Genomic DNA, 21,496 nt, shown 5'->3' on the forward strand with positions numbered 1-21,496 from the left:
ATGCAACCGCGTTACGCGCCCGCCCCGACGTCCGATTTGTACACGTAGTTTTCCGAACCCGGATGCTTCTTCCGATACGCGTCGACCGCCTGATCGCGCAATGCGTCGATCGCTTCGCTTTTTTTCTGCTCGGCCAGATGTTCAGGGAAACTGCTGAGACTGATGCCGACCAGCGATAACCCGATTGAAACGAGCGGCCCGACAACCGGAATGAACGACGCCATGCCGCCGACAAGTCCGACGACACTGCCGGCCAGCTTCCAGTTGTCCGCTTCGGTAGCTGAACCGTCCGCGATCTTCTTGACGTAATCGTCGATTCTCGCGCCCACATCGGCTGTGGCAAACGCCGTATTGAGCACGGCGGGACCGAGCTGAGCTTTCAGCGCAGGCGAGATCTTCAACCATTCGGGCAGATTCGCGCTGGGCTCGGAGATCGCGTTCTGGTACTTCAGGAAATTCTCCCGATACGCGGTTTTCATTTTCTCCAGCTTCGCGAGCCTTTCCTCTTTCGGCAGATTCTCGAGGCTCCCCATGCTTTTCGCCGCGTCGACCTGTTGCCGCATTCCCTCGAGATCCGGCGATGCGTCTTCGGTGAGCATCTCGAATCCTTGCGCGAGTTCCTCTTCGCGGCGGCGATAGGAAAGCAGCCGCGCGCCGAGTTTTTTTGCCGCATCTTCGTGCGACAAGCCGGCGACGTCAGGGTCGGTATATTTGCCGCTCTTCATTTGCTCGCGGACCTGCGTCATGTCCTTGTCGAGCTGCGTGAGGTCCGCCACCGATTGCGTCTTTCTCTGCGAAATATCCAGCTTCGCCGCCTGAGCGAGCTCCGCCGCCGTGTCGAGCCGTCCGTGCGCCTGCGCGGAAATTTCCGCAATTCTCGCAGGCTGGCTGGCCGGCGGTGTCTTCTCGAGTTCCTCGACGATACCTTGCACTTCACGTTCGCGCATCGCGTCGAGCTGACTGTCGAGTTTCGCGACGTACGTCTGCTCGCTCTGTTTCATCAATGCCTCGTGCTGCTCCGGCGACATCGGCGGCACGTGCGCAAGCGTTGCATCGACATCCGAACCGATCGCCGCACGCGGAATCGGCGTGCCGGTTTCCGCCTCGAGGACGGTGTCGCTTTCCGTGAGCGACGGCGCCGCCGTGGCGACGGTACTGCTCGTTTTTCCCAGCTGGGTCTGCCATTGCTTGACGAGGTAGTTCCCGACGTCGGCGCCGAGGCCCGCGGACACCTCCGTCAGCCCTTCGCCCATCAGCGCGGTAGCGGAGACGATATCGTCGTCCGCGTTCTTGCCAGCCTTTCTTTTCTCCGCGGCGCTCGCGATATATCCACACGCCCTCGAGAAGTTCGCAGTCGCCGAATTCAGCCGTGTCATGCCGAGCGTACCCAGGCGGACACCAGGCGGCACGAGGCCGCCCTTGACCTGTAGTGCCGAAAGCATCGTGCCCATCACGAGCTTCGAATTGTTGAAGCGGCTTTCACCGAACAGCAGTTGCCGGACGATGGAGCTCGCGTACTTCGCATAGGTGTTGTACTGGCTGAGCGTGGCCGGCTTGCCGGACTTCGTCTGTGCATCCGGTTGCTGCGGATCGGATGCCGACGCTTTTTTGCCTTGTGCCTCACCTGCGCGTTGCACTGCGCGGCCGGCGCTTCGCGTGGCAGGCGTGTTATTCGAAGCGACTTCGCTGTGAGCGGATGGAAGTTCGCTACGGAACGCACCTTCTGTTTTCATTGGCGTCTCCTGGTTGATGTGCCGAATATCGAGATAAAGGCCGCCACATTGAGCGGCCACTCATTCTGCAATTCGACAACACCGGTGCCGATGTGACTATGCATTTTGTGTGGCAATACGTAGTTCACCATCACTCGGCATCGACTGCATTGATATCGATCGATATTTTCTCAACAAACCCGATTCATCATTTAGAATGCCAAACCAAGTCGCCGGCACGAGCGTCTTAATAATTTGGCATCCATATCAGAATAGACAGGGGAACATGAAGGAGCACATCGTTAAATGACCAATCTCAATATCCCCGCAGAAGTCACAGCACGCGACACCCGCCGCCGCATCATGGCGATCGTCGGCGCGTCATCGGGCAATCTCGTCGAGTGGTTCGATTTCTACGTCTACTCGTTCTGCGCGCTGTACTTCGCACCGGCCTTCTTCCCGAAGGGCGACACCACCACGCAGTTGCTCAACACCGCGGGCGTATTCGCTGCGGGCTTCCTGATGCGCCCGATCGGCGGCTGGTTCTTCGGGCGCCTCGCCGACAAGCGCGGCCGCCGCTTTGCGATGATGGTGTCGGTGTTCATGATGTGCGGCGGCTCGCTCGTAATCGCCGCGCTGCCGTCGTACGCGCAGATCGGCGTGCTCGCGCCGGTGCTGCTGCTGGTCGCACGGCTGTTCCAGGGGTTGTCGGTCGGCGGCGAATATGGCACGAGCGCGACGTATATGAGTGAAGTCGCGTTGCAGGGCCGGCGCGGCTTCTTTGCGTCGTTCCAGTACGTCACGCTGATCGGCGGCCAGCTGTGCGCGCTGCTCGTGCTCGTGATCCTGCAGCAGACACTGACCACCGACGAGCTGAAGGCGTGGGGCTGGCGCGTGCCGTTCGTGGTCGGCGCGGTTGCCGCGCTGATCGCGCTGTATCTGCGCAAGTCGCTCGACGAAACGTCGACGGCCGCCAGCCGTCAGCGTCGCGACGCGGGCACGCTCGCCGGCATGTGGAAGCACAAGCGCGCGTTTCTCACGGTGGTGGGCTTCACCGCCGGCGGCTCGCTGATCTTCTACACGTTCACAACGTATATGCAGAAGTATCTGGTGAATACCGCCGGCATGCATGCGAAGACCGCGAGCAATGTGATGACCGCGGCGCTCTTCGTGTACATGCTGATGCAGCCGCTGTTCGGCGCGCTGTCGGACCGCATCGGTCGCCGCCAGTCGATGATCCTGTTCGGCTTCTTTGCGACGATCGGCACGGTGCCGCTGCTGCATGCATTGAAGGACGTGACGAGCCCGTATATGGCGTTCGTGCTCGTGGTGGTGGCGCTGGCCATCGTGAGCTTCTATACGTCGATCAGCGGGTTGATCAAGGCCGAGATGTTTCCGCCGGAAGTGCGCGCGCTCGGGGTGGGGCTCTCGTATGCGGTGGCCAATGCGATCTTCGGCGGCTCGGCCGAATATGTCGCGCTGTGGCTCAAGCAGGCGGGCAGCGAGACCACGTTCTACTGGTATGTCACCGCGTTGTGCGCAATCGGCTTGCTCGTGTCGTTCACCATGCGCGATCCGTCGAAGGTGGGGTACCTGCGTCACGAGCCGTAAGCGGTGACGTTTGAGTGAGCTGAACGCATTCGGGCGCGGCGACCATGCCGCGCCCGAATTGCATCTGGATGGCCGTTTCTGTGTTTCGCCCATTTCGCCTATTTCGCCCGCTCCCGGTCACTCGCCTGTCGTTTGCTATCGCTTGCTGCAACCGACGAAGATAACGAACCTCATCGCTCCGTGTGCAGCGCGATCTCTCGCACGCCTGCGTCGCTCCGTTTAAAAACTGCGCCGCACCCGTTCGTTCTGTTTTCATCCGCTGGCGTCCGCCGTCATTGCGTGCCGCCATGCAGTGCAAACAGCAATACGCTACACGCGGCGCGGAGGTCGACCATGAGCGCAAGTTTCATTGCACAGTTGCACGCGAGCCATGTGCTCGCATTTCTGCTTGTCTGCTTCTACGCGTGGAGCCGCTTCAACACGCCGAGGACCGTGCGGGCGCAGACGAGCCGGTTCCAGTACTTCGCAAGCTGCATCACCTACGTGCTTTCCTGCGCGGGCCTGTGGATCGGCATCACGCTGGCCATCGAGCAGAATCCGCAATGGCTCGCGATACTGCATCCGGCGCCCGCCGACGGTACGCGGCTCGACGCACTGGAAGCCCCGCTGGTCGCCGCGCTGATGCTCACCACGTTATTGCCGTCGGTGCCGATGCTCAACACCGTCGACGGCAAGATACTCGCGTTTTTCCATACGATCGGTGAAATTCCGTTCGGCGCGGTTCGCTGGGCGCAGAGAATGGACGACGCTCCGTTCGAGATGCGCGCGAGCCTCGTCGACGATGCCGCGGCCTACGTGCGCGACAGCGACGATCTGGCCACCTCGCTCGCCGCACAACTTAGCGCCGACAGAGACGGAGCGCCACAGCAGTATCGCTTTACCCGCGTGCTCGCGCTGTATGTCTGGCTGAAGAAGTACCGCAGCCGCGCCCGTTTCGACGCGGACTTCCCTGACGATGCCGACGCATTCGAAAAGCGCATGCGCAGCTATTTCGCGCAGAGCGCCGGCTTTTTCGCCATGGCCGCGCAATTGCCGGCGCCGGAACTCGCCGCGTTGCCGGACTCGGTGCGAAATTTCCGCGTGCTGTCCAAGGATGCGTATGAAGATGCGCGACTGATGCTTGCGCGCCTGCTGCTGTACAGCAACAACCGTGAAGCGCAGATCGCGAGCGAACTCAGGACATTGGGTTTCACGATCGCGCCGCGCGCGGGTGTGGCATTCCCGTTCAACCTGCTCGCACTCGACTGGATCGGCGTCGTCGTGCTGTTCGGTATCGTGGCCATCCTGACCGCGGCGCCGGGGGGCGACGTGATTACACGCCGGCTCTCGATCGGCTTGCTGGTGGCCGTCAATCATTGCGTCGCGGCCGCGTTCGCGATCCTGCCGAAGCAGCTGTGGGCGTTTGCGAACCGCGATCGCGGCGGCGAGCGGCCGGTGCTCGCCTACGTGCTGTCCGGGCTGCTGACGCTGACCGTCGTGCTCGCGCTGTCCGCCGTCGTCTATTCGATCAGGCTCGGCCTGCCGCACGCGGAAGCACTGCTGCCGTTCGGCGCGCAATGCAAGTGGCTCGCGCTGTCCACCGTGCTGGCTGTCCTGCTGGCGTTCGCATGCGACAACTATGTGACCGAAGCGCAGGCGCCGCGCTGGCTGAGATGGGCCGAAAGCGCGAGTATCGCCGGCAGCATGGCGCTCGTCGGCTATGGGGTCGTGACATGGCTGGCCGCCGATCTCGCCGCCACCGGCTGGCGCACCCCCGCGCAGCCGTGGCTGCCGGTCGCGCTCAGCGCGGTAATCGGCGCATTGTTCGGCGCGACGATTCCGCACTGGTATCGGCAAACGGTGCGCAAGGTGATGCAGCCGCCATCCGCGGGCGCGACGGCGTTGCCGGTCGTGGTGCCCGGAATGCCAGTGAAAGAGCCTTAGACGAGCGCCAGGTCGTGCCGGCGCGCGCGCTGCTCGGGACCGGACCTACTAGCGCGGTGAGGTTCGCGGTGAGGTTCGCGGTGAGGTTCGCGGTGAGGTTCGCGGTGAGGTTCGCGGTGAGGTTCGCGGTGAGGTTCGCGGTGAGGTTCGCCGTGAAGTTCGCCGTGAAGTTCGCAATGAAGTTCGCGGTGAAGTTCGCCGCGACCCTGCCGGTCACCGCGATCGTGATATCACAGCGCCGCGAAGCGTACGACGCCGTCTTCGCCTTCCACCCGCCGCAATTCTCCCGCGTGCCATAGCAGATGCAGATGGGCGAGCGCCTCGCCCATCGCAAACGTCAACTGATGCAGGTCGAGTTTGCGCCGGAACATCAACGGCACGATGTCCGCCGCGCTGCGCGGCGCTTCCCCGCAAGCGGCGCGCACCTCGGCAAGCCGCGCCGCGTGATGGTCGCGCAACTGCGTGATACGCGTGCGCAAGCCGCGAAACGGCTTGCCGTGCGACGGCAGCACGAGCGTGTCGCCGGCCATCGGTTCGTAGCGCGCCAATGCCTGCAGGTAAAGCGCGAGCGGATCGCCCTCGGGTTCGATATCGAACACCGATACGTTGGTCGAAATGCGCGGCAACACCATATCGCCGGAAATCAGCAATGCTGCCTCTTCGCAATGCAGCGCGCAGTGCTCGGGTGAATGACCGAAACCGGTGACGACGCGCCAGCTGCGCTCGCCGATCGTCAGGATGTCGCCTTCGCGCATGCGGCGATATTGGCGCGGCACCGCGGGCACGAGGCTCGGGTAGTAGCTCTGGCGATTGCGCAATTGTTCGAGCAGGTCGGGGTCGGCGAGACCGTGCCGTCCGAAGTGGCGCGCGGCGCCTTCACCGCCCGCGTTCGAGCCTTCGCCCGCGGCCATCACGCGCCCGAACATGTACTCGCCAAGCGACATCCACAACCGCGCATTCCAGCGCTGCCGGTCGCCGCCGTCACAGAGCCAGTGCGCGAGACCGACATGATCCGGATGACAATGCGTGACGATCACGCGCAGCACCGGCAAGCCGCCCAACACGGTATCGAACACGCGCTCCCAGTTCGCCTTGATGGTGTCGGACGCGATGCCGCAATCGATCACCGTCCAGCCCGGCCGCCCGTCGATCTCATCGCGTATCAGCCACAGGTTGATATGGTCGAGCGCAAACGGCAGCGGCATGCGCAGCCAGTGCACGCCAGGCGCGACTTCATACGCGGTGCCCGCTTCGGGCAGCGTGTCGCCGAACGGATAGTCGAGCTGGTGTTCGAGTTCATTCATCGTGGAGGAGAATCCCTTGCGAGTGGGCCGCGCGGATGGGCGCTCTCGCGCCGTTCGGTCCGAGGTCTTTGCGACCGCCATCGTCGCGACCGGTGCGTTTCAACACGCATGGCCGCGCCCGGCGCGGTTGCGCTTTGCGCAGGTTGACGATAACGTAAACGTCGATTCTATCGTCCAACCCGGCATCGTGCGCGGCGCACCGGCTTAAGCCAGGTTCGCTGGCAGGCCCGGCGCCTCGTCGAGAGGCCGTTGCGCCGGCTCGCCGGGCGGGCCGCTCCACCGGAATGCAGAACCATGAGCGTGCAATACACGATCAGCGAACTCGCGCGCGAATTCGACGTCACGCCGCGAGCGATCCGTTTCTATGAAGATCAGGGTTTACTCGCACCGAGCCGCGAAGGCGCGGGCGGCCTGCGCCGCGTCTACTCCGCGCGGGACCGCACGCGGCTCAAGCTGACGCTGCGCGGCAAGCGGCTCGGTTTCACGCTGTCTGAAATACGCGATCTGCTGGATCTGTACGACTCGCCGACCGACACGGCGCCGCAATTGCAGGCATTTCTCGCGACCGTGGTCCGCCATCGCGAAGTGCTGGAGCAGCAGCGTGAAGATCTGAACGCGACGCTCGACGAACTTGCGCAATATGAAGCCGAAGCACGTGCACTGCTCGAGCGCAGCGCACGAGCGCCGCACGATACGAAACAACCGCACGCATCGCAATCATCGGAATCATCGGAACAAGCGCGGCAACCCCTGCAGCGGGAGCGGGAGACGGAGCGCGCCGTGCGCGGCGCGCGGCGGGAACGGACCTGATGCGGGCGGCGCAGGTTACCCGAACGCTACAATGGCAGGTGTCTTCACGACATTGAGCGGATGCACGGTCGACATGAATCACTTTCCTAAACTGCTGTCTTCGCAGATCGGCTTCGACGTCGCGCAAGCCATGCTCGAAGGTTTCGACCGGCACTACCGGATTTTCCGCGACGCGGCGGTTCGCGCGCAGGATCTGTTCGAGGCGGCGGACTGGCACGGCATTGCGCGCCTCGCGCGCGAGCGCATCACGTCGTACGACGAGCGCGTGCAGGAATGTGTCGAACGGCTCGAAGACGAATACGACGCCGAAAATATCGACGACGAAGTCTGGCAGCAGATCAAGCTGCACTACATCGGCCTCCTGACCGCGCACCGGCAGCCCGAATGCGCGGAGACATTCTTCAATTCCGTCTGCTGCAAGATCCTGCACCGCTCGTACTTCAACAACGACTTTATTTTCGTGCGCCCGGCCATCTCGACCGAGTACATCGAAAACGACGAACCCGCGGCCAAGCCCACCTATCGCGCGTACTACCCGGGCAAGGACGGATTTGCGCAGACGCTCGAGCGCATCGTCACGAATTTTCAGCTGAACCCGCCGTTCGAAGACCTGCAACGCGACGTCGGCTGCGTGCTGCAGGCCATTCACGACACATTCGGCGCCTTCACCGAAGCGCCCAACTTCCAGATTCACGTGCTGTCGTCGCTGTTCTTCCGCAACAAGGCGGCGTATATCGTCGGGCGCATCATCAACGGCGATCTGCTGGTGCCGTTCGCGATTCCGGTGCATCACGTGCGGCCGGGCGTGCTCGCGCTCGACGCGGTGCTGCTCAAACGCGAACAGCTGCTGATCATCTTCAGCTTTTCGCATTCGTATTTTCTGGTCGATATGGAAGTGCCGTCGGCGTTCGTGCAGTTTCTCGGCACGATCATGCCGGGCAAGCCGAAAGCGGAAATCTACACGTCGGTCGGTTTGCAGAAGCAGGGCAAAAACCTGTTCTATCGCGACCTGCTGCATCATCTGTCGCACTCGAGCGACCCGTTTACAATCGCGCCGGGCATCAAGGGCCTCGTGATGCTCGTATTCACGCTGCCGTCGTTTCCGTACGTGTTCAAGCTGATCAAGGATCATTTCCCGCCGCCGAAAGACACCACGCGCGCGCAGATCCAGGACAAGTATCAGCTCGTCAAACGTCACGACCGGCTCGGCCGGATGGCCGATACGCTCGAGTATTCGAGCGTCGCGCTGCCGCTGTCGCGCATCGACGACGCGCTGTTGCGCGAATTGCAGAAGGAAGTGCCGTCGCTGCTCGAATACGAAGGCGGCAACCTCGTGATCGAGCATCTGTACATCGAGCGGCGCATGGTGCCGCTCAACCTGTTCCTGCAAAACGGCACCGACGACGACATCGACCATGGCATCAGGGAATACGGCGACGCGGTCAAGGAACTGATGCAGGCGAATATCTTTCCGGGCGACATGCTGTACAAGAATTTCGGCGTCACGCGCCACGGCCGCGTGGTGTTCTACGACTACGACGAGATCGAATATCTGACCGACTGCAATATCCGCGCGGTGCCGCCGCCGCGCCACGAAGAAGACGAGATGTCCGGCGAGCCGTGGTACACGGTCGGCCCGCACGACATCTTTCCCGAGACATACGGCACGTTCCTGCTTGGCGACCCGCGCGTGCGCCGGTCTTTTATCCGGCATCACGCGGATTTTTTCGATCCGGCGCTGTGGCAGCGGCACAAGGATCACATTCTCAAAGGCGAGCTACCCGACTTCTATCCGTATGAGCGCGGCATCCGGTTTCGCAACCGCTACCCGGAACGCTTTGCGTCCCTTACTGACGATGGCGCCGCCGCCGCGGCGGCGCGCGCCGCATGAGACGCCACACCATGCGGCACGCCGCCCAACCCCAGCCGCTGCGTCGCCCGTGCGACGGCAAGCGGCGCCCGCACTTTCCAACGGACCGGCACGCCGGTCCTCACCACGGCTTCAGGCAATCATGACAACCCACGCTACTTCCGACACTCACCCGCTCGCGCATCTGTTCGACAACAACGAAGCGTGGGTCAAGCGCAAGCTGTCCGAGGATCCGGACTACTTCTCGCGTCTTGCGCATCAGCAAACGCCCGAGTATCTGTGGATCGGCTGCTCGGACTCGCGCGTGCCGGCCAACCAGATCATCGGTTTGCCGCCGGGCGAAGTGTTCGTGCACCGCAATATCGCGAACGTCGTCGTGCACAGCGATCTGAACTGCCTGTCGGTGATCCAGTTCGCCGTCGATCTGCTGAAGGTCAAGCACATTCTCGTGGTCGGCCATTACGGCTGCTCGGGCGTCGGCGCCGCGCTGCTCGGCCGGCGCGTCGGCCTCGCGGACAACTGGCTGCATCACGTGCAGGACGTGCGCGCGAAACATGCCGACCTGCTCGAGCAGTGGCCGATCGGCGAGGCGCGCCATCGGCGCCTCGTCGAACTGAACACGATCGAGCAGGTGGTCAACGTATGCCGCACGACGAGCGTCGGCGACGCATGGGCGCGCGGCCAGGACCTGACCATTCACGGCTGGGTATACGGCGTGCATGACGGCCGCGTACGCGACCTCGGCATGACGATCGCCGATCTCGACATACTCGAAGCCACTTACGAGCGTTGCGTGGCCGCCGTGTCGGCCAGCGGCGCGCATGACGCCGACAACGACGTCGTCGCCGCCGACGCGGCGAAGCTCGGCGACGTGCCCGCGGTCGTCGCGGGCGTTATCAAGGAGCTCAAACATGAGTGACACAGATGATCCAATCGTGATCGCCGGCGCGGCCCGCACGCCGATCGCGGCATTCCAGGGCGATTTCGCGGCGCTCACCGCAGCGCAGCTCGGCGCGGCGGCCATCACGGCGGCAGTCGAACGCGCGGGGCTGAAGCCCGGGCAGGTCGACGAAGCCCTGATGGGCTGTGTGCTGCCCGCCGGCCAGGGCCAGGCGCCCGCGCGCCAGGCCGCGCTCGGCGCGGGCCTGCCGCTTTCGACCGGCTGCACGACCATCAACAAGATGTGCGGCTCCGGCATGCGCGCGGCGATGTTCGCGCACGACATGCTGGCGGCCGGCTCGGCGGATGTGATCGTCGCGGGCGGCATGGAGAGCATGACCAACGCGCCGTATCTGCTGCCGAAGGCGCGCGGCGGGATGCGCATGGGTCACGGCCAGGTGCTCGACCATATGTTCCTCGACGGCCTCGAAGACGCGTACGACAAAGGCCGGCTGATGGGTGCGTTCGCCGAGGAATGCGCGGCGTCGTTCGATTTCACGCGCGAAGCGCAGGACGCGTTCGCGGTCGAATCGTTGACGCGCGCAAAACGCGCGAACGAAGACGGCTCGTTCGCATGGGAAATCGCGCCGGTGAAAGTGACGAGCCGCAAGGGCGACACGCTCGTCGAGCGCGACGAGCAGCCGTTCAAGGCGAACCTCGACAAGATCGCGACGCTCAAGCCCGCTTTCAGCAAAACGGGCACGGTGACGGCCGCGAATTCGTCGTCGATCTCGGACGGCGCCGCGGCGCTCGTGATGATGCGCGCGTCGACCGCGAAGCGGCTTGGCGTGACGCCGCTCGCACGCGTGGTCGGGCATGCGAGCTTCGCGCAGGAGCCCGCGAAGTTCACCACCGCACCGGTCGGCGCGCTGCGCAAACTGTTCGAGCGCAACGGCTGGCGCGCGGACGAAGTCGACCTGTACGAAATCAACGAAGCGTTCGCGGTCGTGACGATGGCCGCGATGAAGGAGCACGGCTTGCCGCATGCGAAGGTCAACGTGCACGGCGGCGCCTGTGCGCTCGGCCATCCGATCGGCGCATCGGGGGCGCGCATCCTCGTCACGCTGATCGGCGCGCTGAAGCAGCGCGGGCTCAGGCGCGGCGTCGCGAGCCTGTGCATCGGCGGCGGCGAAGCGACCGCACTGGGCGTCGAGCTCCTCTAGCGCGCGGCGCCGGCGGCCGTGCGCAGCGCCCGCGACCCACGCATGCCGGAGCCACCCGGGGAGACGGCATGAAAACCGTGTTGATCGTCGGCGCGTCGCGCGGCATCGGCTGGGAATTCGCGCGGCAGTATCGGCAGGCCGGCCTGCGCGACGTGCTCGCGCAGGCGGCCGGCGCGCCACCATTTTTCCACGGCCGCTTCTTCCAGTACGACGGCACGCCGCTCGACTGGTGAAGCGGCCGCATGACGAGCGGTAATCGCCGCTGACACGATGACAACTCACACCACTCCGAAACGCGCCGCGGCGCCGGCCGCTGCGACACCCCGCCCGCTTGAATGTCCGTGCGGCGGCGCTGTGCCTGAGCGGATGCAAGGGAACACGACGGGGACCGTCGCGGCAAACGCGGCTGGAAGCGCGGCTGGAAACACCGCGGCGCACACCGCCCGGCGCGGCGCGCCGGCCGCCGCGCCGCGTTTCGCCGATTGCTGCGGCCGCTATATCGACGGCGGCGCAGCCGCGCCGAACGCGTTCGAACTGATGCGCTCCCGCTACAGCGCGTACGTGCTCGGCGATGCCGGCTACCTGCGCGCCACATGGGCGCCGCAAACCTGCCCCGCCGTCCTCGATGTCGACCGCACGGCGCCCGACGCGCCGCGCTGGCTCGGCCTGCAAATCAAGCGCTTCGCGGCCCTCGACGACACGCATGCCGAAGTCGAATTCGTCGCGCGTTACAAGGTCGGCGGGCGGGCGCACCGGCTGTGCGAATCGAGCCGCTTCGTGCGCGGCGACGACGGCCGCTGGCGCTATGTGGACGGCGACGTAAGCGAGCGCTGACCTCGCGTCGTTTATGACAGATTTATCTCGTTTCATTGAAAGTCACGGAGAAATGCGATCGGATTCGCGATAGCGCCCCGTGAACAGCCGGTTTTTTTCCGCTGTCGATCGTTGGTTGTCCGCGACATCGACAGTTTGCGACGCCGGCCTGAAGCCACGCACAGCGGGCTTCCGCCCGCGATTTCCCACATCGCGCAACGGCAATTCGTACGGCAGGGGTTTCTACCGAATTGCACAAAGGGAAATTGTCGTGCCAGGATCGAGCCATAGTCCTGAGCGTCCGTCGCGGAGGTGCGGCCACACCGCCCCCGCATGATGTCCGGGCATGCCGCAACTGAAAGCTTATTTTCAGGCTCCAGCGCGGCGTGCTGCGAGGCATCGCGCGACGCTCCTCATCGACGCGTGGGGTGGCGTCGACCAAGGTGGGTGATTCACTCTCGGTGCGATTCGATCAGCGTGCGAGCGCAAGTTCGGCACGCGGGTGCGCTGTTTTTTGTCTTTTTTTGCGCAACCCGCGCGATGCAGACAAACGATTCACGCCGGCAAGCACTATTCAGGCGTTTTTGGAAGCAGGTAAAGCGGATGATGTCGAGGAAGATCCGAACGGGGTGTGCAGTGGTGGCAGCGTGCGTAGCGCTGGCCACGACGCTTGCACAGGCAGGCACGGCCGCTGACGCGGACGGCGGCCCGCTCGCGAACGCCGCGGTGCCGCGCATCGCGCTCGACGACGACCGCTATCTGCCGACCGTTCACCTGAACGAAGAAGTCATCGGCATTCCCGGCGGCCCGGACGGCAGCGTCACGTTGCAAACGACGGTCTACAAACCGGACGGCCCGGGCCCATTCCCGCTCGTCGTCTTCAACCACGGCAAGATTCACGGCGATCCGCGCTCGCAGGCGCGCAGCGATCCGATTTCGTTCGCCCGCGAATTCGTGCGCCGCGGATATGTGGTGGTCGCGCCGAACCGCCAGGGTTTCGCGCAGTCGGGCGGCACCTATGTGCAGGACGGCTGCGACGTCGAGCGCAACGGCTTGAGCCAGGCGGCGGACATCGCGTCGACGGTCGACTTCATGTCGAAAGAGCCGTATGTGGACGCGCAGCACATCGTGATCGCGGGCACCTCGCACGGCGGTCTCGCGACCATCGCTTACGGCGCCGAAGCCGCGCCGGGCGTGCGCGGACTGATCAACTTCTCGGGCGGCCTGCGCCAGGACGCGTGCACCGACTGGCAGGGCAATCTGACCCGCGCATTCGGCACCTACGGAGAAAAGGTGAGCGTGCCGTCGCTGTGGCTCTACGGCGATAACGACTCGATCTGGTCGCCGGATCTCGTCGGACAGATGTACGCGGCCTTCGAAGCGCACGGCGCGAATGCGAAGATGGTCGACTTCGGCATGTACAAGAACGACGCGCATCGCCTCGTCGGCGACCGCGACGGCGTGCATATCTGGTGGCCGTCGGTCGAACGCTTCCTCGCGCGCTCGGGCATGCCGACGCGGGTTCAGTACCAGGTGTCCGAGCCGGCGCAGCCGAAGGCGACCGACTTCGCGTCGATCGACGCGATCAGTTCAGTGCCGTTCGTCGATGACGCCGGCCGCAACGGCTACCGCAACTTCCTGCATCAGTATCCGAGCCGCGCGTTTGCGGTGTCGGCGTCGGGCGCCTGGTCGTGGGCCGAAGGCGGCGACGATCCGATGGCGGTCGCGATTTCGAATTGCCAGAAGCAAAGCAGCGATCCGTGCCGGCTGTACGCGGTCAACGATACGGTCGTCTGGAAGCAGACCACGTCCGGCGATACGCAAACCGCCGAGAGCAGCACCAGCAAGCCGGCCCTCGCAAGCCGCAATTGATCTGATCTCGAGCGCGCGGCGTTTTGCAGTGCGCCGCAAGCGCGTCCTTTCCATAGTCCTGTAGTCCCATAGTCCTGTAGTGCGCCCCGTCGTATCGCCCGCTTGCCGATTTCGTTCGCGCAAGAGACGCGTGCGATGTCGTCATACGCCCGGCACGCGCGCCCCTCAAGACTTTGTCTCACTCCGGCCCGGCGCACACCAGGCGCGCCGAGCGGCGTCCGCGCGCGCTCAGTTCCATCTACGCCACAATTTTCGGAGGACGCAGTGGCTCACTCTGCCGTCGCTAACTGCGTCGATTTGCGCGTTTCGTGGGCGAACGGTGCCGTGCTGCTTCGATCGTCGAAATATCGTGATGAATCAGGCATCGCGCCAGCACGACTCGAGCCCTGCGCGGCAATTTTCACCTGATGCATTACGCGCAATAACGCGTTAATCTCACTGCCTCCCCGTATTCGCCGCGTGTCCAGGACGCCTTTGCCGTCCCGACTTGCCCTTATTGCATTCGCATGCCCGCGCCCGGCCCGCGCCGAGCGCGACCGTTTTGCCCGGAGTGGTTTTTGGAAACGCAAGTAACCGCAGCAGCCCCAGCGACGCCCGAGCCGTCGACAACCCACGCGCCCCAGCCCGACGACTGGGTCGCGCGCAGCCTGCGCGCCGTCTGGCATCCGTGCACGCAGATGAAACATCACGAGCAGATGCCTCTGCTGCCGATCGCGCGCGGCGCGGGTCCGTGGCTGTACGACCGCACCGGGCGGCGCTATCTCGACGCGATCAGCTCATGGTGGGTCAACCTGTTCGGCCACGCGAACCCGCGCATCAACGCCGCGCTCAAAGACCAGCTCGACACGCTCGAGCACGCGATGCTCGCCGGCTGCACGCACGAACCCGCAGTCGAACTCGCCGAGCGGCTGGCCGCGCTCACGCAACACACGCTCGGCCATGCGTTCTTCGCGTCCGATGGCGCGTCCGCGGTCGAAATCGCGCTGAAGATGAGCTTTCACGCATGGCGCAATCGCGGCTTTGAGTTCAAGCGCGAGTTCGTCTGCGTCGCGAACGGCTACCACGGCGAAACGATCGGCGCGCTCGGCGTCACCGACGTCGCGCTGTTCAAGGACGCGTACGATCCGCTGATCCGTCACGCGCATGTGGTCGCATCGCCTGACGCACGCCATGCGCGCGACGGCGAAACGGCCGCCGACGTCGCGCGCCGTGCGCTCGACAACGTCCGCATGCTGTTCGAAGCGCGCGCCACCAGCATCGCCGCGCTGATCGTCGAGCCGCTCGTGCAGTGCGCGGCCGGCATGGCGATGCACGACCCGTCGTATATCGCGGGCTTGCGCGCGCTATGCGACCGCTACGGCGTGCATCTGATCGCCGACGAAATCGCGGTCGGCTGCGGGCGTACCGGCACCTTCTTCGCGAGCGAACAGGCGGGCGTGTGGCCCGATTTCCTGTGCCTGTCGAAGGGCATCAGCGGCGGCTACCTGCCGTTGTCGATTGTGTTGTCGCGCGACGAGATCTTCGCGTCGTTCTACGACGACGACACGACGCGCGGCTTTTTGCATTCGCACTCGTACACCGGCAATCCGCTCGCATGCCGTGCGGCGCTCGCGACGCTCGACCTGTTCGACAGCGACGGCGTGCTCGCCGCCAACGCCGCGAAGTCGGCACAGCTGCGCGCGGCGCTCGAGCCGCTCGCGACGCATCCGCGCGCACGCAACCTGCGCCAGTGCGGCACGATCTTCGCGTTCGATGCCGCGCTCGACGATGCGCCGCTCGCCCGAACCTTCGCGCGCCGCTTCTTCGAACGCGCGCTCGCGCACGAAGTGCTGATGCGCCCGATCGGCCTGACCGTGTATCTGATGCCGCCGTACGTGCTGGACACCGCCGAACTCGAATGGCTCGCCGCGCGCACAATCGAAATCTTCGACGAGACTGTCGCGGAGGGCCATTGATGCCGCCGTTGACGTCCATGCTCGACCGGCTCGAACAGTCGCTCGCCGAACTCGACGCACAAGGGCTGCGCCGCCACCGGCGCGTCGCCGACAGCCCGTGCTCCGCGCATATGACGGTCGACGGACGCGAAGTGATCGGCTTTGCAAGCAACGATTATCTCGGCCTCGCCGCTCATCCGCTGCTGGTGGCGGCGCTGATCGAAGGCGCGCGGCGCTATGGCGCGGGCAGCGGCGGCTCGCACCTGCTCGGCGGCCACTCGCGCGCGCACGCGCAGCTCGAGGACGAGCTCGCCGAATTTGCCGGCGGCTTTTCGGACGCGCCGCGCGCGCTCTATTTCAGCACCGGCTATATGGCGAACCTCGCGACGCTCACCGCGCTCGCGGGCCGCGGCACGATGCTCTTTTCCGATGCGCTGAATCATGCGTCGCTGATCGACGGCGCACGACTGTCGCGCGCCGAAGTGCAGATCTATCCGCACGCGGACACCGACGCGCTGGCCGCGATGCTCGACGCGTCCGATGCGCCGGCCAAGCTGATCGTCACCGACAGCGTGTTCAGCATGGACGGCGATCTCGCGCCGCTCGCGCGCCTCGTCGAGCTCGCGCAACGGCATGGCGCATGGCTCGTGGTCGACGACGCGCACGGCTTCGGCGTGCTCGGCCCGCAAGGACGCGGCGCGCTGGCGCAAGCCGGGTTGCGTTCGCCGAACCTAGTGTCGATCGGCACGCTCGGCAAGGCGGCGGGCGTATCCGGCGCGTTCGTCGTCGCGCACGAGACCGTGATCGAATGGCTCGTGCAGCGCGCGCGTCCGTATATCTTCACGACCGCGTCGGTGCCGGCTGCCGCGCATGCGGTTTCCGCGAGCCTGCGCATCATCGCCGGCGACGAAGGCGACGCGCGACGCGCGCATCTGCATACGCTGATCGAACGCACGCGCACGCTGCTGAAGGTGACGCCGTGGCTGCCGGTCGATTCGCACACCGCCGTGCAGCCGCTGATCGTCGGCAGCAACGAAGCGACGCTCGACATCGCCGCCGCGCTCGACCGCGCCGGTCTGTGGGTGCCCGCGATCCGGCCGCCGACCGTGCCGGAGGGCACGTCGCGGCTGCGCATTTCGCTGTCGGCCGCGCACTCGCATACGGATCTCGACCGGCTCGAAGCGGCGCTGACCGTGCTGCCGGGAGCGCACGCATGAACGGCATGCAAGCCCGCGCGTTGTCGCTCTTCGTCACCGGCACCGATACCGAGATCGGCAAGACGCTGGTCTCGGCCGCGCTGTTGCGCGGCTTCGCGCGCGAAGGTCTGCGCGCGGCCGCGATGAAGCCGATCGCCGCCGGCGCGTTCGAGCAGGACGGCGTCTGGCACAACGAGGATGCCGATCAGCTCGACGCCGCCGCCAATGCGCCGTTGCCGCCTGAAATACGCACGCCGTATCTGCTGAAGGAGCCCGCCGCGCCGCATATCGCCGCCGCCCGGGAGCACGTCACGCTCGACATCGCGCGTATCGTCGACGGCCATACGCAAGCGTTGCGCGCCGCGGATATCGTGGTCGTCGAGGGTGTCGGCGGCTTTCGCGTGCCGCTCGACGACACGCGCGATACCGCCGATCTCGCGCTCGCATTGAATCTGCCGGTGCTGCTCGTGGTCGGCATGCGCCTTGGCTGCATCAGCCATGCGCTGCTGACAGCCGAGGCGATCGCCGCGCGCGGACTGCGCATCGCCGGCTGGGTCGCGAACCGCGTCGACCCGGCAATGCGTTTCGCCGACGAAAACATCGATGCGTTGCGCGAACGCCTCGGCCGCCAGTACAGCGCGCCGCTGATCGGCGTCGTGCCGCATCTGCGGCCGGCCTCGCCCGATGCGGCGCTCGCGCATCTCGACATGTCCGGCCTGTTGCGAACGCTGCGCGCGACGCGCAGCGCTGAACCTTTTTCGAATCGAATCCATCCATAAGGATTGAACCCATGACCCACGCAACCTCTCACGCGACGCCGGCTGCGGCCGACGCACAACAGGCGAGCGCCCCGGCCGCGGCCAGCGCGGCATCGCACGCGCGCTGGCGTGTCGCCGACATCGTCGCGCTGTACGAACTGCCGCTCAACGATCTGCTGTTTCGCGCGCAGCAGGCGCATCGCGAGCACTTCGACCCGAACACGGTGCAGCTGTCGACGCTGCTGTCCATCAAGACCGGCGGCTGCGAGGAAGATTGCGCGTACTGTCCGCAGTCGGTGCACTACGACACCGGCGTGAAGGCCGACAAGCTGATGCCGATCGACGACGTGCTCGCCGCCGCGCGCGCCGCGAAAGACAACGGCGCGACGCGCTTTTGCATGGGCGCCGCATGGCGCAACCCGAAAGACCGCCACCTCGAGCCGATCAAGGACATGATCCGCGGCGTCAAGGCGATGGGGCTCGAAACCTGCGTGACGCTCGGCATGCTCGAAACGCATCAGGCGCAAGACCTCGCGGCGGCGGGCCTCGATTACTACAACCACAACCTCGACACGTCGCCCGAGTTCTACGGCCAGATCATCTCGACGCGTACGTATCAGGACCGTCTCGACACGCTCGAGCGGGTGCGCGACGCCGGCATCAACGTGTGCTGCGGCGGCATTGTCGGCCTCGGCGAATCGCGCCGCGAACGCGCGGGCCTGATCGCGCAGCTCGCGAACATGGAGCCGTATCCGGAGTCGGTGCCGATCAATAACCTCGTGCAAGTGGAAGGCACGCCGCTCACCGGCACCGAAGCGCTCGATCCGTTCGAGTTCGTGCGCACGATTGCGATTGCGCGCATCACCATGCCGCGCGCGATGGTGCGGCTCTCGGCCGGCCGCGAGCAAATGGACGAGGCGTTGCAGGCGATGTGCTTCTTCGCGGGCGCCAATTCGATTTTCTATGGCGACCAGTTGCTCACGACCAGCAACCCGCAAGCCGAAGCCGACCGTCAGTTGCTCGCGCGCCTCGGCATGCGCGCGGAAGCGGCCCAGCAGATGCCGCGTGACGCAAGCGGCTGCGAACACGGCTGCGATGGTCATCCGATGCAGAACTGAGGTCCTCTCATCGCATGCTTTCGCATGCGGCTTGCGCTCGAGTTAGGCTGCGCAAAGAATCGAAGGCCGCCCGTTGAGGCGGCCTTTGTCTTTCTGATATCTGCCTAGTGCTTGCCTATGCCATCTGGCCGACTACAGATATCGATCAGCATCCCGTACGATTCTTTCCATCGCGTGTTGCGAAAGGTGGAGCGGTGAGATTCGCTGCTCTGTTTATGGTTGCTGTTCTGCTGTTTTTCTCGTGAAAAAGTGCACAGCTTAAGAGAGGTTTCGTTTAGCCTATGTTTTCGAAATCATTGAATCGTGCTGCAGGTGTTAAGCCGTCTAGTCGATTGCATCAATTTGGAGAGAAAGTTATGGAAGCACGTACCACCCGCGTTGAAACCTCGCTCGAGCAAGTCCACGAAGACATCCTCTCGTTGCGCGGCGATATCAAGGATATCCGCAAGGCTCAGCGGTCCGATTTTCACATTACCTGGGCCGGGCTGATCGGTGTCTGCACGATGATCGCGAAGGGGTTCCACTGGTTCTGATCACGTTAGCCTCAAGCGGCAACCGGTGAAGCCGGGTCGAGCAATGCGGTGTCGTCTCGAAACCGCAGTGGCGCAGCACAGTGCGCCAGGGTATCCACGAAGTACTTGGAACGCGGCCACGGGCCAAAACCCGCGGCCGTGTTGATATGTCCCGCATCACCCAGGTTCACAAAGGCGCTGCCGAAACGTTGCGCCAGTTCGCGCGCTTCTTCCAGTGGCATCCACGGGTCGGTCTCGCTGCCTATCAAGATTGACGGCACCGCCACACGCGTCGCGTCGAACGCACCGGCGAACGCAAATTTTCGCGGACTCGCGGGTGCGACAAACAGCACGCCCACTACGTCCGCGGAGCTCGCGCGTTGCGCACGCTGCTTGAGCGCGTGCGCCGCGGCGAGGCAGCCGAAGCTGTGCGCCGCCAGCACAAATGGGCCGCGCTGCCGCGCAAGCAGATCATTAACCGCCTGCGCCCATCGCTCGACGTTCGGCGCCTCCCAATCGGCCTGCTCGACACGCAACGAACGCGCAAATTGTCGCTCGAGCCATGTCTGCCAATGCGCGCCCTCGCTGCCATGCAAGCCCGGCACCGTCACGAGCCGAGGCGGCCATGCCGTTGTTCTGCACGAAAACATGATTCTTTCCTCGCTGGCGAAGTCAGAGAAACCATTGTGGCGCGCTGGCCGGTGCGGTCGAACCAATTTTTCGTGCTTTGCATATCGGACGAATGCCGCACAAGTTCTTCGCGCTGCGTGCGTACGGCGCCCGGTCTGCGGGCCGGACGCGCGCTGGCTCAAAAAAGTAGAATGAGGTCTATCCAATAAGAGACCGGTTCGGACTGGCTCATGCCGCAGGCCGCTTTCCAGGGAGACGTCATTCGCCGTGCGCGCTGCGCACGAAGCGCTGGTGATCGGCCTCCGCGTCCCCTTTGCCGCAGGCATGCGCCGCAGAACAGCCGCTCGAGCCACCACGAGCCACCACGAGTCACCCGCATGAAGATTCTGTTCTACACGCCGCAATCGGACGCCGCAGCATGGCTCACCGACCTGCGCCGCGCGTTGCCCGACGCCACGGTGCGCGAATGGCAGCCGGGCGACCGCGGGCCAGCCGATTTCGCCATCGTGTGGCGTCCGCCGCACGACATGCTCGCGGGCCGCAGCGACCTGCGCGCGGTATTCAACCTGGGCGCCGGCGTCGACGCGATCCTTGCGCTCGAACGTGAGCAGCCCGGCACGCTGCCGTCCGGTGTGCCGCTCGTGCGGCTCGAGGACACCGGCATGGCCGCGCAGATGGTCGAATACATCGTCCATGCGGTACTGCGCTATATGCGGCGCTTCGACGAATACGCGCAGTTGCAGGCTGAACGCCGCTGGCACGTGCTCGATCCGCATCCGCGCGCATCGTTTACGGTCGGCGTGCTGGGGCTGGGCGTGCTCGGCGCGTCGGTCGCGCAGGCGGTTGCGTCGTTTGGGCTGCCGGTGCGCGGTTATAGCCGCAGCGCGCGACGCATCGAGGGCATCGGGACCTACGCGGGTCCGGCACAGTTCGACGCTTTTCTCGACGGCCTCAAGGTACTGGTGAACCTGTTGCCGCATACGCCGGACACGCAAGACGTGCTGAATGCGCAAACACTCGCGAAGCTCGCGCACGGCGCCTACCTGATCAACGTTGCGCGCGGCGCACATCTGGTCGAGCGGGACCTGCTCGACGCGCTCCACAACGGTCAGATCGCCGCGGCCACGCTCGACGTGTTCCGCGACGAGCCGCTGCCCGTCGATCATCCTTTCTGGCGCGAGCCGCGCATCACGATCACGCCGCACAGCTCGGCGCTCACGCTGCGCGCCGAAAGCGTTGCGCAGATTGCGCAGAAGATCATCGCATTGACGCGCGGTGAGCCGGTCACCGGTATCGTCGATGTCGCGCGCGGTTACTGACGCGGCAGCTGA

General features: G+C 64.9%; 19 protein-coding genes. 16 read left to right on the plus strand and 3 right to left on the minus strand.

Annotation, left to right across the window (positions count from 1 at the left end; translation table 11 throughout):
- Window positions 1–11: 11 nt before the first annotated feature.
- Complete coding sequence (locus HV675_RS12790) at window positions 12–1,733, minus strand: hypothetical protein (protein ID WP_175111283.1); 1,722 nt, start codon at window positions 1,731–1,733, stop codon at window positions 12–14.
- A 285-nt stretch (window positions 1,734–2,018) separates the two neighbouring features.
- Here HV675_RS12790 and HV675_RS12795 point away from each other — a divergent pair, with 285 nt between their 5' ends.
- From HV675_RS12795 to HV675_RS12805, 3 genes are all read left to right on the plus strand, one after another.
- Window positions 2,019–3,323, plus strand: a complete 1,305-nt coding sequence (locus HV675_RS12795; RefSeq protein ID WP_175111284.1) for an MFS family transporter — start codon at window positions 2,019–2,021, stop codon at window positions 3,321–3,323.
- Between the two features lie 333 nt (window positions 3,324–3,656).
- Window positions 3,657–5,246 (plus strand): hypothetical protein, encoded by a 1,590-nt coding sequence (locus HV675_RS12800; RefSeq protein ID WP_175111285.1) that lies wholly within the window; start codon window positions 3,657–3,659, stop codon window positions 5,244–5,246.
- Window positions 5,247–5,260: 14 nt separating this feature from the next.
- Window positions 5,261–5,545 (plus strand): hypothetical protein, encoded by a 285-nt coding sequence (locus HV675_RS12805; protein ID WP_175111286.1) that lies wholly within the window; start codon window positions 5,261–5,263, stop codon window positions 5,543–5,545.
- Here HV675_RS12805 and HV675_RS12810 read toward each other — a convergent pair.
- Window positions 5,477–6,550: an MBL fold metallo-hydrolase gene (locus tag HV675_RS12810; protein WP_175111287.1), complete on the minus strand. Its 1,074-nt coding sequence runs from the start codon at window positions 6,548–6,550 to the stop codon at window positions 5,477–5,479. The genes HV675_RS12805 and HV675_RS12810 overlap by 69 nt on opposite strands.
- A 294-nt stretch (window positions 6,551–6,844) precedes the next feature.
- On the opposite strand from HV675_RS12810, the gene HV675_RS12815 reads away from it, so the two are divergent.
- From HV675_RS12815 to HV675_RS12870, 12 genes are all read left to right on the plus strand, one after another.
- A complete protein-coding gene (locus tag HV675_RS12815; RefSeq protein ID WP_175111288.1) occupies window positions 6,845–7,360 on the plus strand; it encodes a MerR family transcriptional regulator in 516 nt (171 codons plus the stop codon).
- A gap of 73 nt (window positions 7,361–7,433) precedes the next feature.
- Entirely contained in the window at window positions 7,434–9,251 is a 1,818-nt protein-coding gene (gene aceK, locus HV675_RS12820) for a bifunctional isocitrate dehydrogenase kinase/phosphatase (protein ID WP_175111289.1), read from the plus strand.
- A 121-nt stretch (window positions 9,252–9,372) separates the two neighbouring features.
- Window positions 9,373–10,149 carry a carbonate dehydratase gene (can, locus tag HV675_RS12825; protein ID WP_175111290.1) on the plus strand — a complete coding sequence of 259 codons (777 nt, stop codon included), beginning with the start codon at window positions 9,373–9,375 and terminating at the stop codon, window positions 10,147–10,149.
- A complete protein-coding gene (locus tag HV675_RS12830) occupies window positions 10,142–11,332 on the plus strand; it encodes an acetyl-CoA C-acetyltransferase (RefSeq protein ID WP_175111291.1) in 1,191 nt (396 codons plus the stop codon). The genes can and HV675_RS12830 overlap by 8 nt, the downstream gene beginning before the upstream one ends.
- A gap of 68 nt (window positions 11,333–11,400) precedes the next feature.
- On the plus strand, window positions 11,401–11,565 hold the full coding sequence (locus tag HV675_RS32940) for a hypothetical protein (protein WP_377700447.1): 165 nt from the start codon (window positions 11,401–11,403) through the stop codon (window positions 11,563–11,565).
- 133 nt (window positions 11,566–11,698) lie between these two features.
- Window positions 11,699–12,166: a YchJ family protein gene (locus HV675_RS12840; RefSeq protein WP_175111292.1), complete on the plus strand. Its 468-nt coding sequence runs from the start codon at window positions 11,699–11,701 to the stop codon at window positions 12,164–12,166.
- 582 nt (window positions 12,167–12,748) lie between these two features.
- The gene (locus HV675_RS12845; RefSeq protein ID WP_175111293.1) at window positions 12,749–14,017 is read left to right on the plus strand and encodes a dienelactone hydrolase family protein; all 1,269 of its coding nucleotides are present in this window, start codon (window positions 12,749–12,751) and stop codon (window positions 14,015–14,017) included.
- Between the two features lie 647 nt (window positions 14,018–14,664).
- The gene (gene bioA, locus HV675_RS12850; RefSeq protein WP_246270226.1) at window positions 14,665–15,972 is read left to right on the plus strand and encodes an adenosylmethionine--8-amino-7-oxononanoate transaminase; all 1,308 of its coding nucleotides are present in this window, start codon (window positions 14,665–14,667) and stop codon (window positions 15,970–15,972) included.
- On the plus strand, window positions 15,972–17,168 hold the full coding sequence (gene bioF / locus HV675_RS12855; RefSeq protein WP_246270222.1) for an 8-amino-7-oxononanoate synthase: 1,197 nt from the start codon (window positions 15,972–15,974) through the stop codon (window positions 17,166–17,168). The genes bioA and bioF overlap by 1 nt, the downstream gene beginning before the upstream one ends.
- 5 nt (window positions 17,169–17,173) lie before the next feature.
- Window positions 17,174–17,926 (plus strand): dethiobiotin synthase, encoded by a 753-nt coding sequence (gene bioD / locus HV675_RS12860; protein WP_377700462.1) that lies wholly within the window; start codon window positions 17,174–17,176, stop codon window positions 17,924–17,926.
- Between the two features lie 11 nt (window positions 17,927–17,937).
- Entirely contained in the window at window positions 17,938–19,023 is a 1,086-nt protein-coding gene (gene bioB, locus HV675_RS12865) for a biotin synthase BioB (protein ID WP_175111297.1), read from the plus strand.
- A 356-nt stretch (window positions 19,024–19,379) separates the two neighbouring features.
- Window positions 19,380–19,556, plus strand: a complete 177-nt coding sequence (locus HV675_RS12870) for a hypothetical protein (RefSeq protein ID WP_175111298.1) — start codon at window positions 19,380–19,382, stop codon at window positions 19,554–19,556.
- A gap of 11 nt (window positions 19,557–19,567) precedes the next feature.
- Here HV675_RS12870 and HV675_RS12875 read toward each other — a convergent pair whose 3' ends face one another.
- Window positions 19,568–20,185 carry an RBBP9/YdeN family alpha/beta hydrolase gene (locus HV675_RS12875; RefSeq protein ID WP_175111299.1) on the minus strand — a complete coding sequence of 206 codons (618 nt, stop codon included), beginning with the start codon at window positions 20,183–20,185 and terminating at the stop codon, window positions 19,568–19,570.
- Between the two features lie 357 nt (window positions 20,186–20,542).
- Between HV675_RS12875 and HV675_RS12880 the strand changes: the two genes are divergently transcribed.
- Window positions 20,543–21,484, plus strand: a complete 942-nt coding sequence (locus HV675_RS12880) for a 2-hydroxyacid dehydrogenase (protein ID WP_175111300.1) — start codon at window positions 20,543–20,545, stop codon at window positions 21,482–21,484.
- Window positions 21,485–21,496 lie beyond the last annotated feature (12 nt).

The organism is Paraburkholderia solisilvae (genome assembly GCF_902859875.1).
In the GTDB taxonomy this organism is placed as follows: domain Bacteria; phylum Pseudomonadota; class Gammaproteobacteria; order Burkholderiales; family Burkholderiaceae; genus Paraburkholderia; species Paraburkholderia solisilvae.

Excerpts from the sequence above, each read along its gene's own strand:
- HV675_RS12790 (WP_175111283.1), bottom strand. The coding sequence starts at position 1,733 with ATGAAAACAGAAGGTGCGTTCCGTAGCGAACTTCCATCCGCTCACAGC.
- HV675_RS12795 (WP_175111284.1), top strand. The coding sequence starts at position 2,019 with ATGACCAATCTCAATATCCCCGCAGAAGTCACAGCACGCGACACCCGC.
- HV675_RS12800 (WP_175111285.1), top strand. The coding sequence starts at position 3,657 with ATGAGCGCAAGTTTCATTGCACAGTTGCACGCGAGCCATGTGCTCGCA.
- HV675_RS12810 (WP_175111287.1), bottom strand. The coding sequence starts at position 6,550 with ATGAATGAACTCGAACACCAGCTCGACTATCCGTTCGGCGACACGCTG.
- HV675_RS12815 (WP_175111288.1), top strand. The coding sequence starts at position 6,845 with ATGAGCGTGCAATACACGATCAGCGAACTCGCGCGCGAATTCGACGTC.
- aceK (WP_175111289.1), top strand. The coding sequence starts at position 7,434 with ATGAATCACTTTCCTAAACTGCTGTCTTCGCAGATCGGCTTCGACGTC.
- can (WP_175111290.1), top strand. The coding sequence starts at position 9,373 with ATGACAACCCACGCTACTTCCGACACTCACCCGCTCGCGCATCTGTTC.
- HV675_RS12830 (WP_175111291.1), top strand. The coding sequence starts at position 10,142 with ATGAGTGACACAGATGATCCAATCGTGATCGCCGGCGCGGCCCGCACG.
- HV675_RS32940 (WP_377700447.1), top strand. The coding sequence starts at position 11,401 with ATGAAAACCGTGTTGATCGTCGGCGCGTCGCGCGGCATCGGCTGGGAA.
- HV675_RS12840 (WP_175111292.1), top strand. The coding sequence starts at position 11,699 with ATGCAAGGGAACACGACGGGGACCGTCGCGGCAAACGCGGCTGGAAGC.
- HV675_RS12845 (WP_175111293.1), top strand. The coding sequence starts at position 12,749 with ATGATGTCGAGGAAGATCCGAACGGGGTGTGCAGTGGTGGCAGCGTGC.
- bioF (WP_246270222.1), top strand. The coding sequence starts at position 15,972 with ATGCCGCCGTTGACGTCCATGCTCGACCGGCTCGAACAGTCGCTCGCC.
- bioD (WP_377700462.1), top strand. The coding sequence starts at position 17,174 with ATGCAAGCCCGCGCGTTGTCGCTCTTCGTCACCGGCACCGATACCGAG.
- bioB (WP_175111297.1), top strand. The coding sequence starts at position 17,938 with ATGACCCACGCAACCTCTCACGCGACGCCGGCTGCGGCCGACGCACAA.
- HV675_RS12870 (WP_175111298.1), top strand. The coding sequence starts at position 19,380 with ATGGAAGCACGTACCACCCGCGTTGAAACCTCGCTCGAGCAAGTCCAC.
- HV675_RS12875 (WP_175111299.1), bottom strand. The coding sequence starts at position 20,185 with ATGTTTTCGTGCAGAACAACGGCATGGCCGCCTCGGCTCGTGACGGTG.
- HV675_RS12880 (WP_175111300.1), top strand. The coding sequence starts at position 20,543 with ATGAAGATTCTGTTCTACACGCCGCAATCGGACGCCGCAGCATGGCTC.